The sequence below is a fragment of the Citrobacter rodentium NBRC 105723 = DSM 16636 genome (assembly GCF_021278985.1).
Classification (GTDB): Bacteria; Pseudomonadota; Gammaproteobacteria; order Enterobacterales; family Enterobacteriaceae; genus Citrobacter_A; species Citrobacter_A rodentium.
This window is the reverse complement of sequence record NZ_CP082833.1, coordinates 4902958-4918774: the sequence shown is the minus strand read 5'-3', so window position 1 is coordinate 4918774 and position 15817 is coordinate 4902958. Positions and strand designations below refer to the sequence as shown.

The window sequence follows — 15817 nt, the reverse complement described above, 5'->3', positions numbered from 1 at the left end:
TTAATCACCCTGATAAATTTTAATGGCTTTCCATCATTGCCGCGAGCTGTTGCTTATCCGGGAGACCGATCACCTGTTGCAGCGTGTTTTCCCGGCTCATGTAATAGATGGCTGGCGTGACGTTGGCACCGAGATCGTCCATGATTTTTTCATTGTGGTTTAACGTCTCCTTATATCTGGCATCGATGGACGCCGGGACGTTAAGCGTCATTTTTCCTGCGGAATTTTCGTAGTCGCGCCACGCCTTCGCTGGGTCCTTCGCCGCCAGGATCGCCGCTGCCGTCGCCGGGCTTTCCGGCTTAATCACTCCGACCAGCAGCGTGCGTAACTGAACCTTCCCTGACTCAACCCACGGGCGCGCCTGTTGCCAGAACTGTTTACAGTAGGGGCAGAACGGATCGGCAAAGACATACAGAACCACCGGCGCCTCTTTGCTGCCCTCCAGCAGCCAGGAGGCTTTCTCCATGCGTTGCCACAATTCACGTCCGGCAGGCGCATAAATCTCTTTTTCGATCAGCTGATTACTCAGGTTATCGCCTTTTTCGTTATACATGTAGCCGGAGATAGCCTGTTTACCGTCCGGCGTCAGGTAAATCGTTACGCCCATATCCTGGTACTTTCCCAGGTAACCTTTCATTCCCCCCGGCGCGTCAAAGGATTTGATGATGGTAATGCCTTGCTGTTCAATGGCTTTGACCGGAGCGGGCAGTTCCTCAGCGTATGCGCCAAAAGGGAGTAAGGCGAGAAGAAGCGTACGTTTAAGCATTTTTTATCCTTATAAATCATAAATATATCGAGGGGAGTGAGCAAACCTATCGCAATCATAGGTAACACCTCAGACAGGAAGATTGCCCTTTTAATTGTGGGGTGTTGTAATTCCTCTCGCTGTTACAACCTTTGTTAAGGTAATGTAGAGCGCAACACTTAGCCAGTCTCACTGGCGCTGAAGTTACCTACGGGTAGTTCAGGTAACGGGGCCGCCTGTAAAGGTGGCCTTTTTACTATGGGTCGTAGTATGTTCATCACGTTGGTGAAAAACGGTTGTTAGTTAACGCTTATTGATTTGATAAAAGAAACGCATTAGCCCTGTCAGTCATTTTTCGTTAACTTACACCTCAACGAAAACACGGAGGAAGTACAGATGTCCTTGATTAATACTAAAATTAAACCTTTTAAAAACCAGGCGTTCAAAAACGGCGAATTCATTGAAGTTACCGAGAAGGATACTGAAGGCCGCTGGAGCGTGTTCTTCTTCTACCCGGCTGACTTTACCTTCGTATGCCCGACTGAACTGGGCGACGTTGCAGACCATTACGAAGAACTGCAGAAGCTGGGCGTAGACGTGTACTCTGTTTCTACTGACACCCACTTCACCCACAAAGCATGGCACAGCAGCTCTGAAACCATCGCCAAAATCAAATATGCGATGATCGGCGACCCGACTGGCGCCCTGACCCGTAACTTCGACAACATGCGTGAAGATGAAGGTCTGGCAGACCGCGCAACGTTTGTTGTAGACCCGCAGGGTATCATCCAGGCGATCGAAGTTACCGCTGAAGGTATCGGCCGTGATGCGTCTGACCTGCTGCGTAAAATCAAAGCAGCTCAGTACGTTGCCGCTCACCCAGGCGAAGTTTGCCCGGCGAAATGGAAAGAGGGTGAAGCGACCCTGGCTCCTTCCTTAGACCTGGTCGGCAAAATCTAAATTTCCGTCGTCTTTCACGCCATAGCTGCGTTGGCGTCGCCTGCTCACCCCGGTCACTTACTTCAGTAAGCTCCCGGGGGATTCTCAGGCTAGCCGTCTTGCTCTGACGCGAAATACTTTGGAAATTGTTTCAGTCATGGGCGCATCTGCGCCCATTTCATCCCAACACCATGATTCAAGTTGCATTCAGGCAGCCCGTTTAAGGCAGCTTGCATGATGATGTTTTCAGAGAGGGAACAATAATGCTCGACACAAATATGAAAACCCAGCTCAAGGCTTATCTTGAGAAACTCACTAAACCTGTTGAGCTGATTGCCACGCTGGATGACAGCGCTAAATCGGCAGAGATCAAGGAACTGCTGGCTGAAATCGCCGAACTGTCGCCGAAGGTGACGTTCAAAGAAGAGAACAGCCTGCCGGTGCGTAAACCGTCCTTCCTGATTACAAACCCCGGTTCCGATCGGGGGCCGCGTTTCGCAGGTTCTCCGCTGGGCCACGAGTTTACCTCTCTGGTGCTGGCATTGCTGTGGACCGGCGGCCATCCGTCAAAAGAAACGCAGTCTCTGCTGGAGCAGATCCGCGATATCGACGGCGATTTTGAATTTGAAACCTATTATTCGCTTTCCTGCCATAACTGTCCGGACGTGGTGCAGGCGCTGAACCTGATGGCGGTGCTGAACCCGCGCATCAAACACACGGCTATTGACGGCGGCACCTTCCAGAATGAGATCACCGATCGTAACGTGATGGGCGTTCCGGCGGTATTTGTGAACGGCAAAGAGTTTGGTCAGGGCCGTATGACGCTGGCTGAAATCGTGGCGAAAGTGGATACCGGCGCGGAAAAACGCGCAGCCGAAGAGCTGAACAAACGCGACGCTTATGATGTGCTGATTGTCGGCTCCGGTCCGGCGGGCGCGGCGGCAGCGGTTTACTCTGCGCGTAAAGGCATCCGTACCGGTCTGATGGGCGAACGTTTCGGCGGTCAGGTGCTGGATACCGTCGATATTGAGAACTATATCTCTGTGCCGAAAACTGAAGGCCAGAAGCTGGCAGGGGCGCTGAAAGCGCACGTCAGTGATTACGATGTGGATGTGATCGACAGCCAGAGCGCCAGCAGACTGGTGCCGGCAGCGGTAGAGGGCGGTCTGCATCAGATCGAGACGGCCTCCGGCGCGGTACTGAAAGCGCGCAGCATTATCATCGCCACCGGCGCGAAATGGCGCAACATGAACGTTCCGGGCGAAGATCAGTATCGCACCAAAGGCGTGACCTACTGCCCGCACTGCGACGGCCCGCTGTTTAAAGGCAAGCGCGTGGCGGTGATCGGCGGCGGTAACTCCGGCGTCGAAGCGGCGATTGACCTTGCGGGGATCGTTGAACACGTTACCCTGCTGGAGTTTGCGCCGGAGATGAAGGCTGACCAGGTATTGCAGGATAAAATTCGCAGCCTGAAAAACGTCGACATCATTCTCAACGCCCAGACCACCGAAGTGAAAGGCGACGGTTCGAAGGTTGTCGGTCTGGAATACCGTGACCGCGTCAGCGGCGATATTCACAACGTTGAGCTGGCGGGGATTTTCGTCCAGATTGGTCTGCTGCCGAACACTAACTGGCTGGAAGGCGCGATTGAGCGTAACCGGATGGGTGAGATCATCATCGATGCGAAATGCGAAACCAGCGTGAAAGGCGTATTCGCCGCAGGCGACTGCACCACCGTGCCCTATAAGCAGATTATCATCGCTACCGGCGAAGGGGCGAAAGCGTCGCTGAGTTCGTTTGACTATTTGATTCGCACCAAAACTGCATAAAAAGAAAGTAAGACATTACCTGCAAAAAAGCCCTGCCTTTCGGCAGGGCTTCTTATTACCCAATCAACTTCAAATCAGCTTTACGATGTTTCTTCTGCTCGTCGTAAAAATTTTCGTGCGAGCCGACGTGAAGTAAATAAAGCTCTATCTTATCCTCAAGCCAGGTATAGCCTAACAGCGTTAACTGACCATTAAGGCGGAACTTATGTACCCGTAGGTGCGATAAGTCGCCTTTTTTCAACTCGCCGATCTGCGGGTTAGCGAGGATAATATCGATTTGATCTTCAACTTCTTCCTGAAGTGCTTCAGGCAGTTTATCTACCGTTTTCTTGAACCTATTGGTCTCGTAAACGTCAATCTGTGTCTGATTTTCTTCTTGTCCTGCGTTCATAACGGGAAACCCTGTTGTTAGCGACTTCCGCCTGAGCAAGTAAGATTTCGCTAATGAAGCTATACGGCAAATCCGGGTTATCTTCGGCAATGCGGCCAATTTTGGCCCAATGCTCGATTTGCTTCGGAATGCTGCGGCTAGCTGCGTCAGCATAAACCTTAACGTCGCTCACGAAGTCATCATCTAGACGGATGCTCGTAGCCATAAATTGAGTTCCTTGAGTGTCGATGAGTAGCTATTAACTCTCTGCTTTATTTGAGGTTTAATAAAATAAAACGTATAGGGATCTACGTTTTAGTCTGAAATCAGTATGCAACAATTTGTCGCGTAATGCAACTTTTTGGCGTAAGCAATTACTCGCAAGCACAGCGGGTGAGGCGGCAAAAGCCGATTTACTGTTTTCTTCGGCATCAGCCACAGATTTTTTATCAGTCGTTCAGAGCTGGCAGTATCAAATAGAAGTTTATCAGCCTGTCCATGACTACAATAAAGAACCGATAAGCCTGACATTAACGGGCCTGAATCCGGGAGAATACCTAAATCAGGCCCTGGAAGCCGCTTAATATGAACTGCCTGGTTTTATGTGGCAGTCCATTATGCGGTTTTTTTAACGCTGCCTGATTACAGCGGGTAACGTAAAATCGCGTACAGATCAGCGCCAGCTGGCAGATCTTCGCCGCGTACAGCTAACACTCTGGCCCCGGTAGCCATCGCCCGTTTAGCGATCTCGTCAATAATCCCGTAGCTGTGTTTATTATCGTCGAACGAGATTAAGCCATCCTCGTCAATGGTTCCCTTTATTGCGCTTTCGATATTAATCAAAAGCAGTTCGATAGCCCCAAAAGTAGCGGCGCGGGCGGCGTCCGATAGCTCTTGAGTAACCCGCCGTTCGCCTGAGCGGATTTCGAAACGGGTTTTAAGGGAATCTAACTGCGCCTGATAATAGTTATCCAGTAACGGACGAACCTGAGATACCAGATCGGATATACTCATATGGTCGGCGTTAGTGAACAAGGTTTCGTCGGTAAGGTTAGAAAGAGAATTAGTTGCACGATAGATAGAAGCTAAGGGTTCGGCAGCCACTAAAAAGAGCGGGTAGTCGTGGCTGATAAACAGCGGGCGTAAGGCTTGATCTACCTTTCGGGTGTATTGTGCGAGCCGTACCTTATGATGCACAGCGCCATGATGATGGTCGTTTAATGCCGCTTCGCACATTGCATCGCGTCTACAGGTCGGCATGTTCGGAACGATCACTTCCGCCGGGGGAACATCGGCGAAAAACTCGATCAGCCGCGCTTCGTTCACTGATAAAGCCAGAATATACGCGGAATGCGGGAAAGTAAGCGCGCGTAACAATGGCTTAAGGTAAAAGCGTTCGCTTACTTCAAGCCGGTCAGGTAAGTTGTTCGCTAACCGGTAAGTCGTAATGCTTTCCGGAGTCGCCAGAATGGCGAGGCTGCGGGCGTGGAAATCCCAAAATTCAACATCTTCCAGCACCGAACAGAGTTCTTCTTCCAGCATGGCTAAACGGCGTTTATCAATGCCTTTTTCTTCGACCTGTTGCAAAGCCTCTTTTATGAAGTTACTTAATTGAATTTTGCTCGCGTCTAAATTTTGCCGGATCGGGGAGGTTTCCAGATAGATAGAGATACACGCATCAGAGCGAATATCGGATAAGCGGGAAAACTCTTCACGGCAAGGAATATCAACGTATAACATTATCTACCTCAAGGAATTTATTTTTTAGTAAAGTTGTGTCACCCGTATTAAGCGTTATGTAATCCTGGTTTGAGATATACTGTATGGGTGACGAGTTTTTATTATTCTCGCGCAGTGCGTTACTCTGACAGGTCAAATAACTGAAAACTTTCTGTAACCCCTTGACAGAAATAAGGGGTTACTTTTATCAGCGCACAACAAGCACCGGGCATTCGGCATGTCTTACAACTGCTGAAGTTGTGGAACCGAGCAAAAATTTAGTAAATTTATCGCGGCGGGAGCTAATAATGATGAGGTCGATAGAGAGTTTCTCCGCCATTTCGAGAATTTTATCTTTTGGGGAGCCTGCAATGACATGAACGAAGGTTTTTACATCAGGTAGCTCGAAGTTTCTTACTGTTTTTTCAAGCGTTTTTCTTGCGTCGTCAACGAGTTCATCAATCGATGGGATGTGGACAGAGTGACGTCCTCCCAGCGCGGGGTAATAAGGAAACGGCTGTACGACTGACAAAAAATGTATCTCGGCGGTATCAAAACGTGATTCATTTTGAGTATGGGTAATAATAGTGTGAGCTAACTCACTTTCGGTCACATCAACAGGTATAAGTAGTTTTCTGGTCATAAATCCTCCATTTTTTATAACTTTTCAATTTATATGGCTGTCAGCGCTATAGTCGATCGGGAGTGTATCCTCCATAAGAGGTAAAATTTTATTGCACTTTAAAAAATATACCTTTTTCGTTGAATTATCCTAAACCGTTTTTAAACGGGAAAGAGATAAATAATAAAGCGAGAAACAGAATGAACTATTTAATGAGACATGCTTAATCAGGGTGATCTATATCAATCTATGTACATTGTTTTTATTATACTGGGCGCGAGAGTTATAATTAAAAAATGTGATAATGCTCAGAAATCGGTTACGCAGATTTGCATTTTAAATCTGCGTTGAAATTCGGATGATTATTGAGGTTGTCTGACTTTATTCGTCTGGCCTGAAGAGATCTTTTCCGCTTTTTGCGTAATCCTGTAAGAAAAAGCCCTGGCTAAACTGGACCGATCCCATCAGGCTGGACAGTCCAGGGCAGGGCTTGTTTCTGAAGCGGCGAACTAAACGTACTACCAGCACCGGTAACGTTGCGTGGCGCACCACGCTGGAGGCATTTGAACCGAGCAGGTGAGTGGTAATGGAGGGGCTACGCGAGCCGATCACCACCACGTCCGCGTCCAGTTCTTCGCCCAGCTCATTGACCACATCGCGTACGCTGCCGAAGCGGACGTGCTGCTTAATGCGTGAAGGATCAATGCTGAAATGGCTGACCATCGTTTGCAGCCGGGTTTCGGCTTCGTGCTGCAAATGTTCCTCAAAACGACGGACATCGGCGGCAAAGCGGTGCAGGCTCATGCTGGCGGAGCCTGGTAATACGTGTAACAAATGAATGACGCCATCCTGCTGCGCAAGAAACTCAGCGTGGCGGATCGCCTTATCGCTTAGCTCCATTTCAAAAACATCAACCGGCATAATGATCGTCTTATACATACCCGTTTCTCCCTGTTAATTAATGCTCAAATCATTCAAGCACAAAATAATATACTTTTCTGCTATCTGTATGGCACTTTTTTCACTTTCTCTGCTTTCATTTAACGAAACCGGCTATCCAGGAATATTCTTAAATCACCGCGGCGTGACGGCTTTTCCCGGACGATAGCTACCCTTTATAGATGCGCCGTTTCTGAAACTCTGTTCCGGGAGGTTGTATGAAAGCACTGACGTACCACGGTCCGCATCATGTTCAGGTAGAAAATGTTCCCGATCCCATTATCGAGCAGCCTGACGATATCATCCTGCGCATTACCGCCACCGCCATTTGTGGTTCCGATTTGCACCTCTATCGCGGGAAGATACCTCAGGTTAAGCATGGCGATATTTTTGGTCATGAGTTCATGGGCGAAGTGGTGGAAACCGGGCGCGATGTGCGCAATGTGCAGAAGGGCGATCGGGTGGTGATCCCGTTTGTGATTGCCTGCGGCGACTGCTTTTTCTGCCGTCTGCAGCAGTATTCCGCCTGTGAAAATACTAATACCGGCAAAGGCGCGGCGCTGAATAAAAAGCAGATCCCGCCGCCGGCGGCGCTGTTTGGCTACAGCCATCTTTATGGCGGCGTGCCGGGCGGGCAGGCGGAGTATGTCAGGGTGCCGAAAGGCAACGTCGGGCCATTTAAAGTGCCGCCGTTGCTCTCTGACGACAAAGCATTGTTTCTGTCCGATATCCTGCCAACCGCCTGGCAGGCGGCGAAAAACGCGCAAATCCAGAAGGGTTCAAGCGTGGCGGTGTTTGGCGCCGGACCGGTCGGGCTGTTGACCATCGCCTGCGCGCGGCTGCTCGGCGCGGAGCAGATCTTTATCGTCGATCACCATCCGTACCGCCTGCGTTTTGCCGAAGAACGCTATGGCGCGATCCCGATTAATTTTGACGATCATAATGACGCTGCGGAGATTATCATCGAACAGACCGCGGGCCATCGCGGGGTCGATGCGGTGATTGATGCCGTTGGCTTTGAGGCAAAGGGCAGTACCACGGAGACGGTGCTGACCAATCTGAAGCTGGAGGGAAGCAGCGGCAAAGCGCTTCGCCAGTGCATTGCGGCGGTAAGACGCGGCGGGATAGTCAGCGTTCCCGGCGTCTATGCCGGATTTATCCATGGCTTCCTGTTTGGCGACGCCTTTGATAAGGGACTGAGCTTTAAAATGGGGCAAACGCACGTTCACGCCTGGCTTGGCGAACTGCTACCGCTGCTGGAACAAGGCCTGCTTAAGCCAGAAGAGATTGTCACCCACTATATGCCGTTTGAAGAGGCCGCTCGCGGCTATGAAATCTTTGAAAAACGTCAGGAGGAGTGCCGGAAAGTGATCCTCGTGCCGGGGGCGCAGAGTCCGGAGGTAGCGCAAAAATCGGTAAAAGGGCTGGTTAATGCCATGCCTGGCGGCGTGATTTAACCGGCTACCAGTGGTTTTCCAGGTACAGCATGGCCCCGACGACGATCGCCGCGATGATAAAAAAGCCCAGTAGTATCGCGAACGTGTCGTTCATGACCGTACCTGCCAATGAATCCATTTAATTCTGGACGAGGCGGCGGGAAAAAAACCAGGAAAAAGGGGTGATTTTGCGGAAAGAGGATGCGAAAGCATCCTCTGAGTAAAGCGAAAAATCGCTTAAGCAGATGGGATTAACGCAGAAAATCGCCTGCCGCTTCAGGCTGGTATTCCAGTTCAAGCACTTCAAGATGCGCAGAGACGCCGCCCGGCAGCTGCCAGTGGATGGTGTCGCCCACGCGTAAGCCCAACAGTGCCGCGCCGACCGGCGCCATCAGCGAGAGCTGCGTGTTGCTGTCAGTCATTGCCGCGGGATACACCAGCGTACGCACACGCACTTCACCATCGCTCAGGTTGCGGAATTTGACACGGCTGTTCATGGTCACAACGTCATGCGGCATGGTTTCTGGCGAACACATCCGGGCGCGATCCAGTTCAGCGTTTAACGCATCCGCGATGGGTAAATCCGCATACGCGGGCTGCTCCAGCAGGCGATCGATACGTTCTGCGTCAAGGTCGTTAATGATGATAGGGGGTCTGGACATTTTTACTCCATGTCGTCGGTACTGCGTTTTGCCGCAGGTGTAGATTCCTAAAAGAAAACCCTCACCGTCAGGCGGCGAGGGTTTAACTCTCCTGATGATACTGAGACTTCTCCGTTCTTTGAAGTGATTTAGTTCACATTCGGGTAATTACCCGATAAAGCCTCATAAGTATGAATTTTAGGCGATAACCGCGTTCGTTCTCAAATTTGCATTATGCTTTTTAAGCGCTCACAGCGGGCGCAAACACACTCAGTGTTCCGCGACAGGAGATCTCATGAGCCAGTACGACAAACTTACCCTGAAAGACGGCAGCTATTTGTATTTTAAAGACTGGGGCGACAGCAGTGGTCAGCCGATAGTATTCAGCCACGGCTGGCCGCTAACGGCGGATGCTTTTGAAGATCAGATGTTTTTTCTCGGACAGAAAGGATTTCGGGTCATCGCGCACGATCGGCGCGGGCACGGTCGTTCGGCACAGCCGTGGGACGGGCATAACATGGATCAATATGCGGATGATTTGGCTGAGCTGACTGCGCACCTTAATCTGCAGGAGGCGGTTCACGTCGGCCACTCCACCGGCGGCGGCGAGGTGGCGCGTTATATTGGCCGTCACGGTACCGGGCGGGTGGCGAAAGCGGCGCTGATTAGCGCCGTGACGCCGATTATGGTGAAAACTGACTTTAACCCCAACGGCGTGCCGAAAGAGGTTTTTGACGGCATCCGTGAAGGCGTGGTTAATGACCGTGCGGCTTTCTTTTATGAACTGACGGCGGCGTTTTACGGCTACAACCGTGAGGGGGCAAAAGAGTCCAAAGCGGTGCGCGAAAGTTTTGTCGAGCAGGGATTACAAGGATCGATCAAAGGCCTGTATGACTGCATTAAAGCCTTTTCGGAAACCGATCTGCGCGAGGACCTGCGCAAAATGACCATTCCGACGCTGGTGATTCACGGCGATGACGATCAGATTGTCCCGTTTGAAACCTGCGGCAAAGTGGCGGCGGAGATCCTGCCGGATGCTCAGCTAAAAGTGTATGCCGGGGGTTCCCACGGCATCTGTACGACCCATAAACAGCAGATTAATCAGGATCTGCTCAACTTTATCCAGTCGTAACCGTCAACGGATTGCGCTACGCTGATCCTCTTAGCGCAGGGGGATGAGCGAAGCGCAATTCGTGCTTCGCCCGATGACCGTCAATATCCCACTGTGTCGAGAATAAACTGTTTACCGCAGTTGCCCGGATGGGGCTGCGGGGCGAAAGAGGCCGCCGACAGCGGCGCGTTAATGGCCTCAGCCTTTAGCGAGAACTGAATTTCCGTCAGATAGGCCGGATTGCCATGACAGCTTAACTTCACCGCGCGGATATTCTCTTTGCCCCAGCGTCTGGCAAACGCCGCGTCGAAAGCGCTGCGGCTGACGCGCTTGCCGTAGTTTTCGCCGAGAAACTGACCTAATTCACTGTCTTTAATCTCTTTATTCAACCGGACCATCGTGTCGAAATAGGCGTCCGGATCGAAACCAAAGCAGGCGCCATGTTTGGCGTACTCATACCGTTCCAGACAGGACCGTCCCCCGGCGCCCGGCATCACCTCGCTCAGTCTGGCGGCGCTTTCCAGCGATAGTCCGGTTTCCGGGGCGGCGCATTTCCGGCTGGCGCGCGCTTCCGGCAGATCAGGAACGGGGCGGGTGGCGCAGCCGAAACGCATCCAGCGACGTTCGTCGACCCCGCGCGCGGCGACGGATTTCGGCAGCCCCGGCCACAGTCCGTGTACCGTCAGATAGTCGACCTTACTGGCGACCTCTTTTTGCAGACGGCACTCATCAGGTTCATGACGGTTGCGCTCATGCTGGCTCTGACAAAAGCCGGTTTGCCAGGAGAGCGCCAGCACGTAACGGTCGAAGTCGCCGTACTGTCTCGGCTGGAGCGGGGCGGCGAAAGCCGCGGACAGGGGTAGTAGCGATACCGCCAGAAGGAGAGATTTTTTCATCTTGAGCGTGGGACTTATATAAAAACTGAATAGTCGCTATTTAACCATAAAAAAGCCCGCCGGGTGCGATTACCGGGCGGGCCGTGAGGTTATTCAGTTTTCTCGCCGGAGAATCAGCTCCACATCGCCAGAATCGGCCAGCCAACCAGCAGCAGCATGGAGATGTAAATCACCCCAAAGATAGCGCCCAGACGCCAGTAATCTCTGGATTTTACGTAGCCGCAGCCGTAGATGATAACGCCAGGACCAGTGGCATAGGGGGTCAGACAGCCCATGATACCGATGGACAGCACCAGCAGAATACAGAGATGTTCCATTGGCACGCCCGGAATACCTTTACCAATCGCCAGGATCACCGGCAGCATGGTGGCGGTGTGCGCAGAGAGGCTGGCGAACAGGTAGTGCGCAAAATAGAACACCAGCACCAGCACGATGACCGTCGCATTTGGCGAGAAACCTTCCAGATGGGCGCTCATGGTGCCCGCGAACCAGTCGATAAAGCCGGAACGGGTCAGTCCGTTAGCCATCACCACCAGAGTGGCCAGGTTAACCAGCGTGTTCCACGCGCTGTTATATTTGGTGATATCTTTCCACGGCACCACGTGCAACGCCAGCATCAGGGATACCGCCAGCAGACCCACGGCGGTCGCGTTGATCATTTTGCCGCCGAACACCCACAGACCCAGGCTTAACAGAACCAGACCGATCAGCGTCCACTCTTTGCGCGTCAGGTTGCCCATCGTTTTCAGTTCGTCGCCAGCCCAGGCGGCAACTTCCGCGCTGTGCGTCACTTCTGGCTTGTACAGAACGTAAGAGAGCCACGGGGCAACGATCAGTAAAATAATCCCTACCGGCAGGAAGCTCAGGAACCATTGCAGCCAGCTGATCTGGACGCCGGCGATTTTGCTGACGAACTCCAGCCCCAGCACGTTCGGCGCCGCGCCGGTCACAAACATTGAGGAGCTGAGGCTGGTACTGATCACCATCATCCACATTAAATACCCGCCGATACGACGCGCGGAGGGATCGTTGGGGAAGGATTTAAACAGCGGCGGCAGGTTTTTAATGACCGGGAATACGGTGCCGCCGGTACGCGCGGTGTTGGATGGGGTGAACGGCGCCAGCAGGATGTCGATAATGACAATCGCATAGCCGAGCGTAAGCGTCCGTTTCCCCATGAACTTCACTAAAAACAGCGCGATACGGCGACCGAGGCCGGTCACTTCGTAGCCCAGGGCGAAGATGAACGCGCCGAACACCAGCCAGACGGTGGTGCTGGAGAAGCCCGCCAGCCCCCATTTCAGCGCCTGTTTGCCAGCGTTGAACGCCGGATCGGCCAGCTCTTTGGCGTCAAACAGCAGGTAGTTGCTGCCGATCACGCAAATGGTGACGGCGATAAAGCTGATGGCGGTGGCCGGGATGGGCTCGAGGATCATACCGACAATCATCGCCACGAAAACGGCGAAGTAGTGCCATGCCTGCGGCGGCATACCGTCTGGAACAGGAATAAGAAACATGACGCCCATGACTATCAAAGGCGCCAATAACTTCCAAATATTATCTTTCGATAAAGACATAAGTGATTCTCCGGAAAGGATCTTTCAATAATTGTGTAAATGTTTAACCTGGGAAATCTGCGCTAAAAACCACGTCACGATCAGCAGGTCGGCACTTCCGCCGGGGCTGAGATTGCGTTCAATGCACGCCTGATCGAACTGGTGAAGAAGATTGAGATCGGCGGAGGTTCTTATGCCGCCGTTTTGCAACAGGGTTTTCGCCTGCTGCTGAATCCAGCGCAGACCGGCCGCGCCGCCGCGCGAGGCAACGTTGGTATCGCCGTTAAGCGCGATCAGCAGCAGCAGCGTGTCGAGCAGCGCCAGTTCGGGATCGCGTCCTGTCGCCAGCAGGCTGCGGTAGTGAGGGAGAGCATGGCGGATCACTAACGGATAGCCCGCTTCGGCTTCGCCGCGCGCGCCGGTCAACCCCAGCTGCTGATAAAGTCGCTGGCCTGCCGTGAGTTGTTGATTATTGTTACGCAGTTCACGTTCGGTCAGGCCGCGGCAAAAAGCGGCGGCGGTCGCGCAGAGGGATTCCGGCGTGACGCTCTGCTGGCTTTGGTGCAGCCGACCAATGGCGGCGCAGAGCAAACCCAGCGAAAAAATGGTGCCCTTATGGGTGTTGACCCCGGCGGTGGCGCGAAACATATCCGCTTCGCAGGCCATGCCTAACGGACGCAGTCCGCTTAATACCGACTCTGCCGCTAACTGCGCGCAGCTTGCGCCATATTCGATAAAGCGCGGCAGCCAGCCCTGAATCGCCAGCGCACTGCGATGAAAGTCCTTCAGCGACATATCTTTATGCGCGCCGCAGTTAAGACGATCGACGAGGCCCGGCTTCGGCGACAGGTTGACTTCCGTCAGCATCGCGCGCCACGCCAGGTGGCCGTAAGCGTCAAACAGGGAGTGCGGCAGAGCCGTAGTGTCAGCGGACGTCGCGTGAATTGGCAGCATGAAGCAGCGCCTCCATATGGTTGAGGAGATCGGCGAGGGTATGGGTTTTCCCGCGCGCGCATTCCGCAGCGCTGCGCCCGCACAGCAGACAGCGGCGAGCGGGCAGCGCAAAATGGCGACGGGAGAGAATTTCGCCTCCGGGGGTGAGAACGTCGATGTCCCACAGGCGACCCAGAGGATGCGTCTGTTCAAGCCCGATCGTGGCGAGCTTGATATCACGGGCGGGCGCTTCAATGGAGAGCATCCCCTCCGGCCCGCTTGCAGAGGCCAGTGCAGCCTGCTCCCTGATTGACCAGCCACTATTTTCCGCCAGCGCGCGCAGGGCGGTTACGCCGTGATTAAAGATGCGACGGGTGAGCGCGCTGTCTTTGATAGGGCCTGGCGCCACCACGGTAAAGGAGACCAGTGGAGTGGGGTGGCGCTTTAGCCAGACGTTCTGCCTTGCCTGTCTCTCATCGCGGCTGGCGAGCAGCTCGGGAATCGACACCGCGTGGCGGGAGGCCTGTTCAGGGAGCAGGTGCATGGCTTATTCCTTCACCTGGTGAACAACGTCAATCACCGAACCGTCGCGATAGCGCACCACGGCGATGACGCGGTCGGTGAATTCGATCGGACGCGGTTCGCCGGTCAGCTGTTGCGCGCGTTCGCGCAGCCACTCAATCGACACCACTTTCATACCGGCTTCTTGCAGGCGCTCGGCCAGTTCCGGACGCGCCGGGTTAACCGCAATACCGTGATCGGTAACCAGAATGTCGACGCTGGAGCCTGGCGTGACGCAGGTCAGCACGTTATCCACCAGCGTCGGGATACGACCGCGTACCAGCGGCGCGACGATGATCGACAGCGCGGCGGCGACCGCGGTATCGCAGTGTCCGCCGGAGGCGCCGCGAATCACGCCGTCGGAGCCGGTCAGCACGTTGACGTTAAACTGGGTGTCCACTTCCAGCGCGCTCAGCACCACAACGTCGAGACGGTCAACGGAGGCGCCTTTCGACCCCCAGTTGGCGTACTGGTTAGCGCTGATTTCAATGTGATTCGGGTTGCGCGCCAGCGACTCTGCGGCGTTGCGATCGAAACTCTGGACGTCCAGCAGCTTGCGGATCAGCCCTTTTTCATGCAGTTCGACAATGGTCGCGGTAATGCCGCCGAGCGCAAAGTCAGCGCGAATATCGCGGCTGCGCATTTTATCTTCGAGGAAGCGCGTTACCGCCAGCGATGCGCCGCCGGTGCCGGTTTGCAGCGAAAACCCTTCTTTGAAGTAGCCGGAGTTAGCAATCACTTCTGCCGCGCTGCGGGCAATCAGCAGCTCGCGCGGGTTAGTGGTCATGCGGGTGGCGTCAGCGCCGATTTTATCGGCGTCGCCGACTCGGTCGATGCGGACGATCAGATCAACCTGATCCTGGGCAATGCTGGCCGGGTTATGCGGATACGGCAGCAGTTGCTCTGTCAGCAGCACCACCTGTTTTGCGCTTTCGGCGTCGACCCGCGCGTAGCCCAGCGAGCCGCAGCAGGCTTTGCCGGTGTAGCCGTTGGCATTGCCGGACGGATCGCATGACGGTACGCCGAGGAAGGCGACATCAATGTTCAGTTCGCCGCTTTGCACCAGGTGCACGCGACCGCCGTGGGAGTGGATCTGCACCGGTTCCGCCAGCAGCCCGCGGGAAATCTCTTCCGCCAGCGGTCCGCGCAGGCCGGAGGTGTAAATGCGGCTGACTACCCCTTTACGAATATGGTCAACCAGCGGCGCGTGGCAGTCGCTCAGCGAGCTGGAGGCCAGCGTCAGGTTTTTAAAGCCCATGCTGGCGATAGTTTCCATCACCAGGTTAATGGTCAGATCGCCGCCGCGAAACGCATGGTGGAAAGAGATGGTCATGCCGTCCTGCAGGCCGGAACGGCGAATCGCTTCTTCCAGGCTGGCGCACAGTTTTTGATCGCGCGGCTTCTGCGCCTGCTGGTTTTGTTTAGAGGTGCTTGTAAAGCTGGAAAGATCGCTGTCAGCGCGGCGACGCCAGGCCGCTACCCGTTCCTGCCGTTGAGTCTGTTCGATTTTCTGAGTCATT

At 53.8% G+C, this 15817-nt stretch carries 17 protein-coding genes and 1 pseudogene; 5 read left to right on the top strand and 13 right to left on the bottom strand.

Features of this window, described 5'->3' with window-relative positions; translation table 11 throughout:
* Positions 1-19 precede the first annotated feature (19 nt).
* A complete protein-coding gene (gene dsbG, locus K7R23_RS23455; RefSeq protein WP_012904954.1) occupies positions 20-766 on the bottom strand; it encodes a thiol:disulfide interchange protein DsbG in 747 nt (248 codons plus the stop codon).
* 375 nt (positions 767-1141) lie between these two features.
* Here dsbG and ahpC point away from each other — a divergent pair, with 375 nt between their 5' ends.
* Both ahpC and ahpF read left to right on the top strand, forming a co-directional pair.
* Positions 1142-1705 carry an alkyl hydroperoxide reductase subunit C gene (gene ahpC / locus K7R23_RS23450; protein ID WP_000052802.1) on the top strand — a complete coding sequence of 188 codons (564 nt, stop codon included), beginning with the start codon at positions 1142-1144 and terminating at the stop codon, positions 1703-1705.
* Positions 1706-1947: 242 nt separating this feature from the next.
* Positions 1948-3513, top strand: a complete 1566-nt coding sequence (ahpF, locus tag K7R23_RS23445; protein WP_012904955.1) for an alkyl hydroperoxide reductase subunit F — start codon at positions 1948-1950, stop codon at positions 3511-3513.
* Between the two features lie 55 nt (positions 3514-3568).
* Here ahpF and K7R23_RS23440 read toward each other — a convergent pair whose 3' ends face one another.
* Complete coding sequence (locus K7R23_RS23440; protein ID WP_024132535.1) at positions 3569-3904, bottom strand: type II toxin-antitoxin system RelE/ParE family toxin; 336 nt, start codon at positions 3902-3904, stop codon at positions 3569-3571.
* Positions 3867-4109 (bottom strand): ParD-like family protein, encoded by a 243-nt coding sequence (locus tag K7R23_RS23435; protein ID WP_043013902.1) that lies wholly within the window; start codon positions 4107-4109, stop codon positions 3867-3869. Before K7R23_RS23435 ends, K7R23_RS23440 begins: the two co-directional genes overlap by 38 nt.
* Before the next feature lie 115 nt (positions 4110-4224).
* Here K7R23_RS23435 and K7R23_RS23430 point away from each other — a divergent pair, with 115 nt between their 5' ends.
* Positions 4225-4467 (top strand): hypothetical protein, encoded by a 243-nt coding sequence (locus tag K7R23_RS23430; protein ID WP_012904957.1) that lies wholly within the window; start codon positions 4225-4227, stop codon positions 4465-4467.
* Between the two features lie 58 nt (positions 4468-4525).
* Here the strand turns inward: K7R23_RS23430 and K7R23_RS23425 are convergent, their stop codons facing one another.
* The 3 genes and pseudogenes from K7R23_RS23425 to uspG form a co-directional block, all read right to left on the bottom strand.
* Positions 4526-5623 (bottom strand): baeRF11 domain-containing protein, encoded by a 1098-nt coding sequence (locus K7R23_RS23425; RefSeq protein WP_012904958.1) that lies wholly within the window; start codon positions 5621-5623, stop codon positions 4526-4528.
* Positions 5624-5810: 187 nt separating this feature from the next.
* Positions 5811-6245: a universal stress protein UspF gene (gene uspF, locus K7R23_RS23420; protein ID WP_012904959.1), complete on the bottom strand. Its 435-nt coding sequence runs from the start codon at positions 6243-6245 to the stop codon at positions 5811-5813.
* A gap of 492 nt (positions 6246-6737) precedes the next feature.
* Positions 6738-7163, bottom strand: a pseudogene (gene uspG / locus K7R23_RS23415) (universal stress protein UspG); the annotation flags it as partial.
* 218 nt (positions 7164-7381) lie between these two features.
* Between uspG and K7R23_RS23410 the strand changes: the two are divergent.
* A complete protein-coding gene (locus tag K7R23_RS23410; RefSeq protein WP_012904961.1) occupies positions 7382-8620 on the top strand; it encodes a zinc-dependent alcohol dehydrogenase in 1239 nt (412 codons plus the stop codon).
* A 4-nt stretch (positions 8621-8624) separates the two neighbouring features.
* Here the strand turns inward: K7R23_RS23410 and yldA are convergent, their stop codons facing one another.
* Both yldA and rnk read right to left on the bottom strand, forming a co-directional pair.
* Complete coding sequence (gene yldA, locus K7R23_RS25810) at positions 8625-8738, bottom strand: small membrane protein YldA (protein WP_276520373.1); 114 nt, start codon at positions 8736-8738, stop codon at positions 8625-8627.
* 112 nt (positions 8739-8850) lie between these two features.
* Positions 8851-9261 carry a nucleoside diphosphate kinase regulator gene (gene rnk, locus K7R23_RS23405; protein ID WP_012904962.1) on the bottom strand — a complete coding sequence of 137 codons (411 nt, stop codon included), beginning with the start codon at positions 9259-9261 and terminating at the stop codon, positions 8851-8853.
* A 274-nt stretch (positions 9262-9535) separates the two neighbouring features.
* On the opposite strand from rnk, the gene K7R23_RS23400 reads away from it, so the two are divergent.
* The gene (locus tag K7R23_RS23400) at positions 9536-10372 is read left to right on the top strand and encodes an alpha/beta fold hydrolase (RefSeq protein ID WP_012904963.1); all 837 of its coding nucleotides are present in this window, start codon (positions 9536-9538) and stop codon (positions 10370-10372) included.
* Positions 10373-10452: 80 nt separating this feature from the next.
* Here the strand turns inward: K7R23_RS23400 and rna are convergent, their stop codons facing one another.
* The 5 genes from rna to citF all read right to left on the bottom strand — a co-directional run bounded on the left by rna (position 10453) and on the right by citF (position 15816).
* Positions 10453-11247: a ribonuclease I gene (gene rna, locus K7R23_RS23395; protein WP_012904964.1), complete on the bottom strand. Its 795-nt coding sequence runs from the start codon at positions 11245-11247 to the stop codon at positions 10453-10455.
* Between the two features lie 113 nt (positions 11248-11360).
* On the bottom strand, positions 11361-12824 hold the full coding sequence (gene citT / locus K7R23_RS23390; protein WP_012904965.1) for a citrate/succinate antiporter CitT: 1464 nt from the start codon (positions 12822-12824) through the stop codon (positions 11361-11363).
* Positions 12825-12848: 24 nt separating this feature from the next.
* Positions 12849-13757: a triphosphoribosyl-dephospho-CoA synthase CitG gene (citG, locus tag K7R23_RS23385; protein WP_012904966.1), complete on the bottom strand. Its 909-nt coding sequence runs from the start codon at positions 13755-13757 to the stop codon at positions 12849-12851.
* Entirely contained in the window at positions 13729-14280 is a 552-nt protein-coding gene (gene citX / locus K7R23_RS23380) for a citrate lyase holo-[acyl-carrier protein] synthase (protein WP_012904967.1), read from the bottom strand. The genes citG and citX overlap by 29 nt, the downstream gene beginning before the upstream one ends.
* A 3-nt stretch (positions 14281-14283) precedes the next feature.
* Positions 14284-15816: a citrate lyase subunit alpha gene (citF, locus tag K7R23_RS23375; RefSeq protein WP_012904968.1), complete on the bottom strand. Its 1533-nt coding sequence runs from the start codon at positions 15814-15816 to the stop codon at positions 14284-14286.
* Position 15817 lies beyond the last annotated feature (1 nt).

What these genes read in the sequence shown, in the direction of transcription:
- dsbG (WP_012904954.1), bottom strand. Translation starts at nt 766, where the DNA reads ATGCTTAAACGTACGCTTCTTCTCGCCTTACTCCCTTTTGGCGCATAC.
- ahpC (WP_000052802.1), top strand. Translation starts at nt 1,142, where the DNA reads ATGTCCTTGATTAATACTAAAATTAAACCTTTTAAAAACCAGGCGTTC.
- ahpF (WP_012904955.1), top strand. Translation starts at nt 1,948, where the DNA reads ATGCTCGACACAAATATGAAAACCCAGCTCAAGGCTTATCTTGAGAAA.
- K7R23_RS23440 (WP_024132535.1), bottom strand. Translation starts at nt 3,904, where the DNA reads ATGAACGCAGGACAAGAAGAAAATCAGACACAGATTGACGTTTACGAG.
- K7R23_RS23435 (WP_043013902.1), bottom strand. Translation starts at nt 4,109, where the DNA reads ATGGCTACGAGCATCCGTCTAGATGATGACTTCGTGAGCGACGTTAAG.
- K7R23_RS23425 (WP_012904958.1), bottom strand. Translation starts at nt 5,623, where the DNA reads ATGTTATACGTTGATATTCCTTGCCGTGAAGAGTTTTCCCGCTTATCC.
- uspF (WP_012904959.1), bottom strand. Translation starts at nt 6,245, where the DNA reads ATGACCAGAAAACTACTTATACCTGTTGATGTGACCGAAAGTGAGTTA.
- K7R23_RS23410 (WP_012904961.1), top strand. Translation starts at nt 7,382, where the DNA reads ATGAAAGCACTGACGTACCACGGTCCGCATCATGTTCAGGTAGAAAAT.
- yldA (WP_276520373.1), bottom strand. Translation starts at nt 8,738, where the DNA reads ATGGATTCATTGGCAGGTACGGTCATGAACGACACGTTCGCGATACTA.
- rnk (WP_012904962.1), bottom strand. Translation starts at nt 9,261, where the DNA reads ATGTCCAGACCCCCTATCATCATTAACGACCTTGACGCAGAACGTATC.
- K7R23_RS23400 (WP_012904963.1), top strand. Translation starts at nt 9,536, where the DNA reads ATGAGCCAGTACGACAAACTTACCCTGAAAGACGGCAGCTATTTGTAT.
- rna (WP_012904964.1), bottom strand. Translation starts at nt 11,247, where the DNA reads ATGAAAAAATCTCTCCTTCTGGCGGTATCGCTACTACCCCTGTCCGCG.
- citT (WP_012904965.1), bottom strand. Translation starts at nt 12,824, where the DNA reads ATGTCTTTATCGAAAGATAATATTTGGAAGTTATTGGCGCCTTTGATA.
- citG (WP_012904966.1), bottom strand. Translation starts at nt 13,757, where the DNA reads ATGCTGCCAATTCACGCGACGTCCGCTGACACTACGGCTCTGCCGCAC.
- citX (WP_012904967.1), bottom strand. Translation starts at nt 14,280, where the DNA reads ATGCACCTGCTCCCTGAACAGGCCTCCCGCCACGCGGTGTCGATTCCC.
- citF (WP_012904968.1), bottom strand. Translation starts at nt 15,816, where the DNA reads ATGACTCAGAAAATCGAACAGACTCAACGGCAGGAACGGGTAGCGGCC.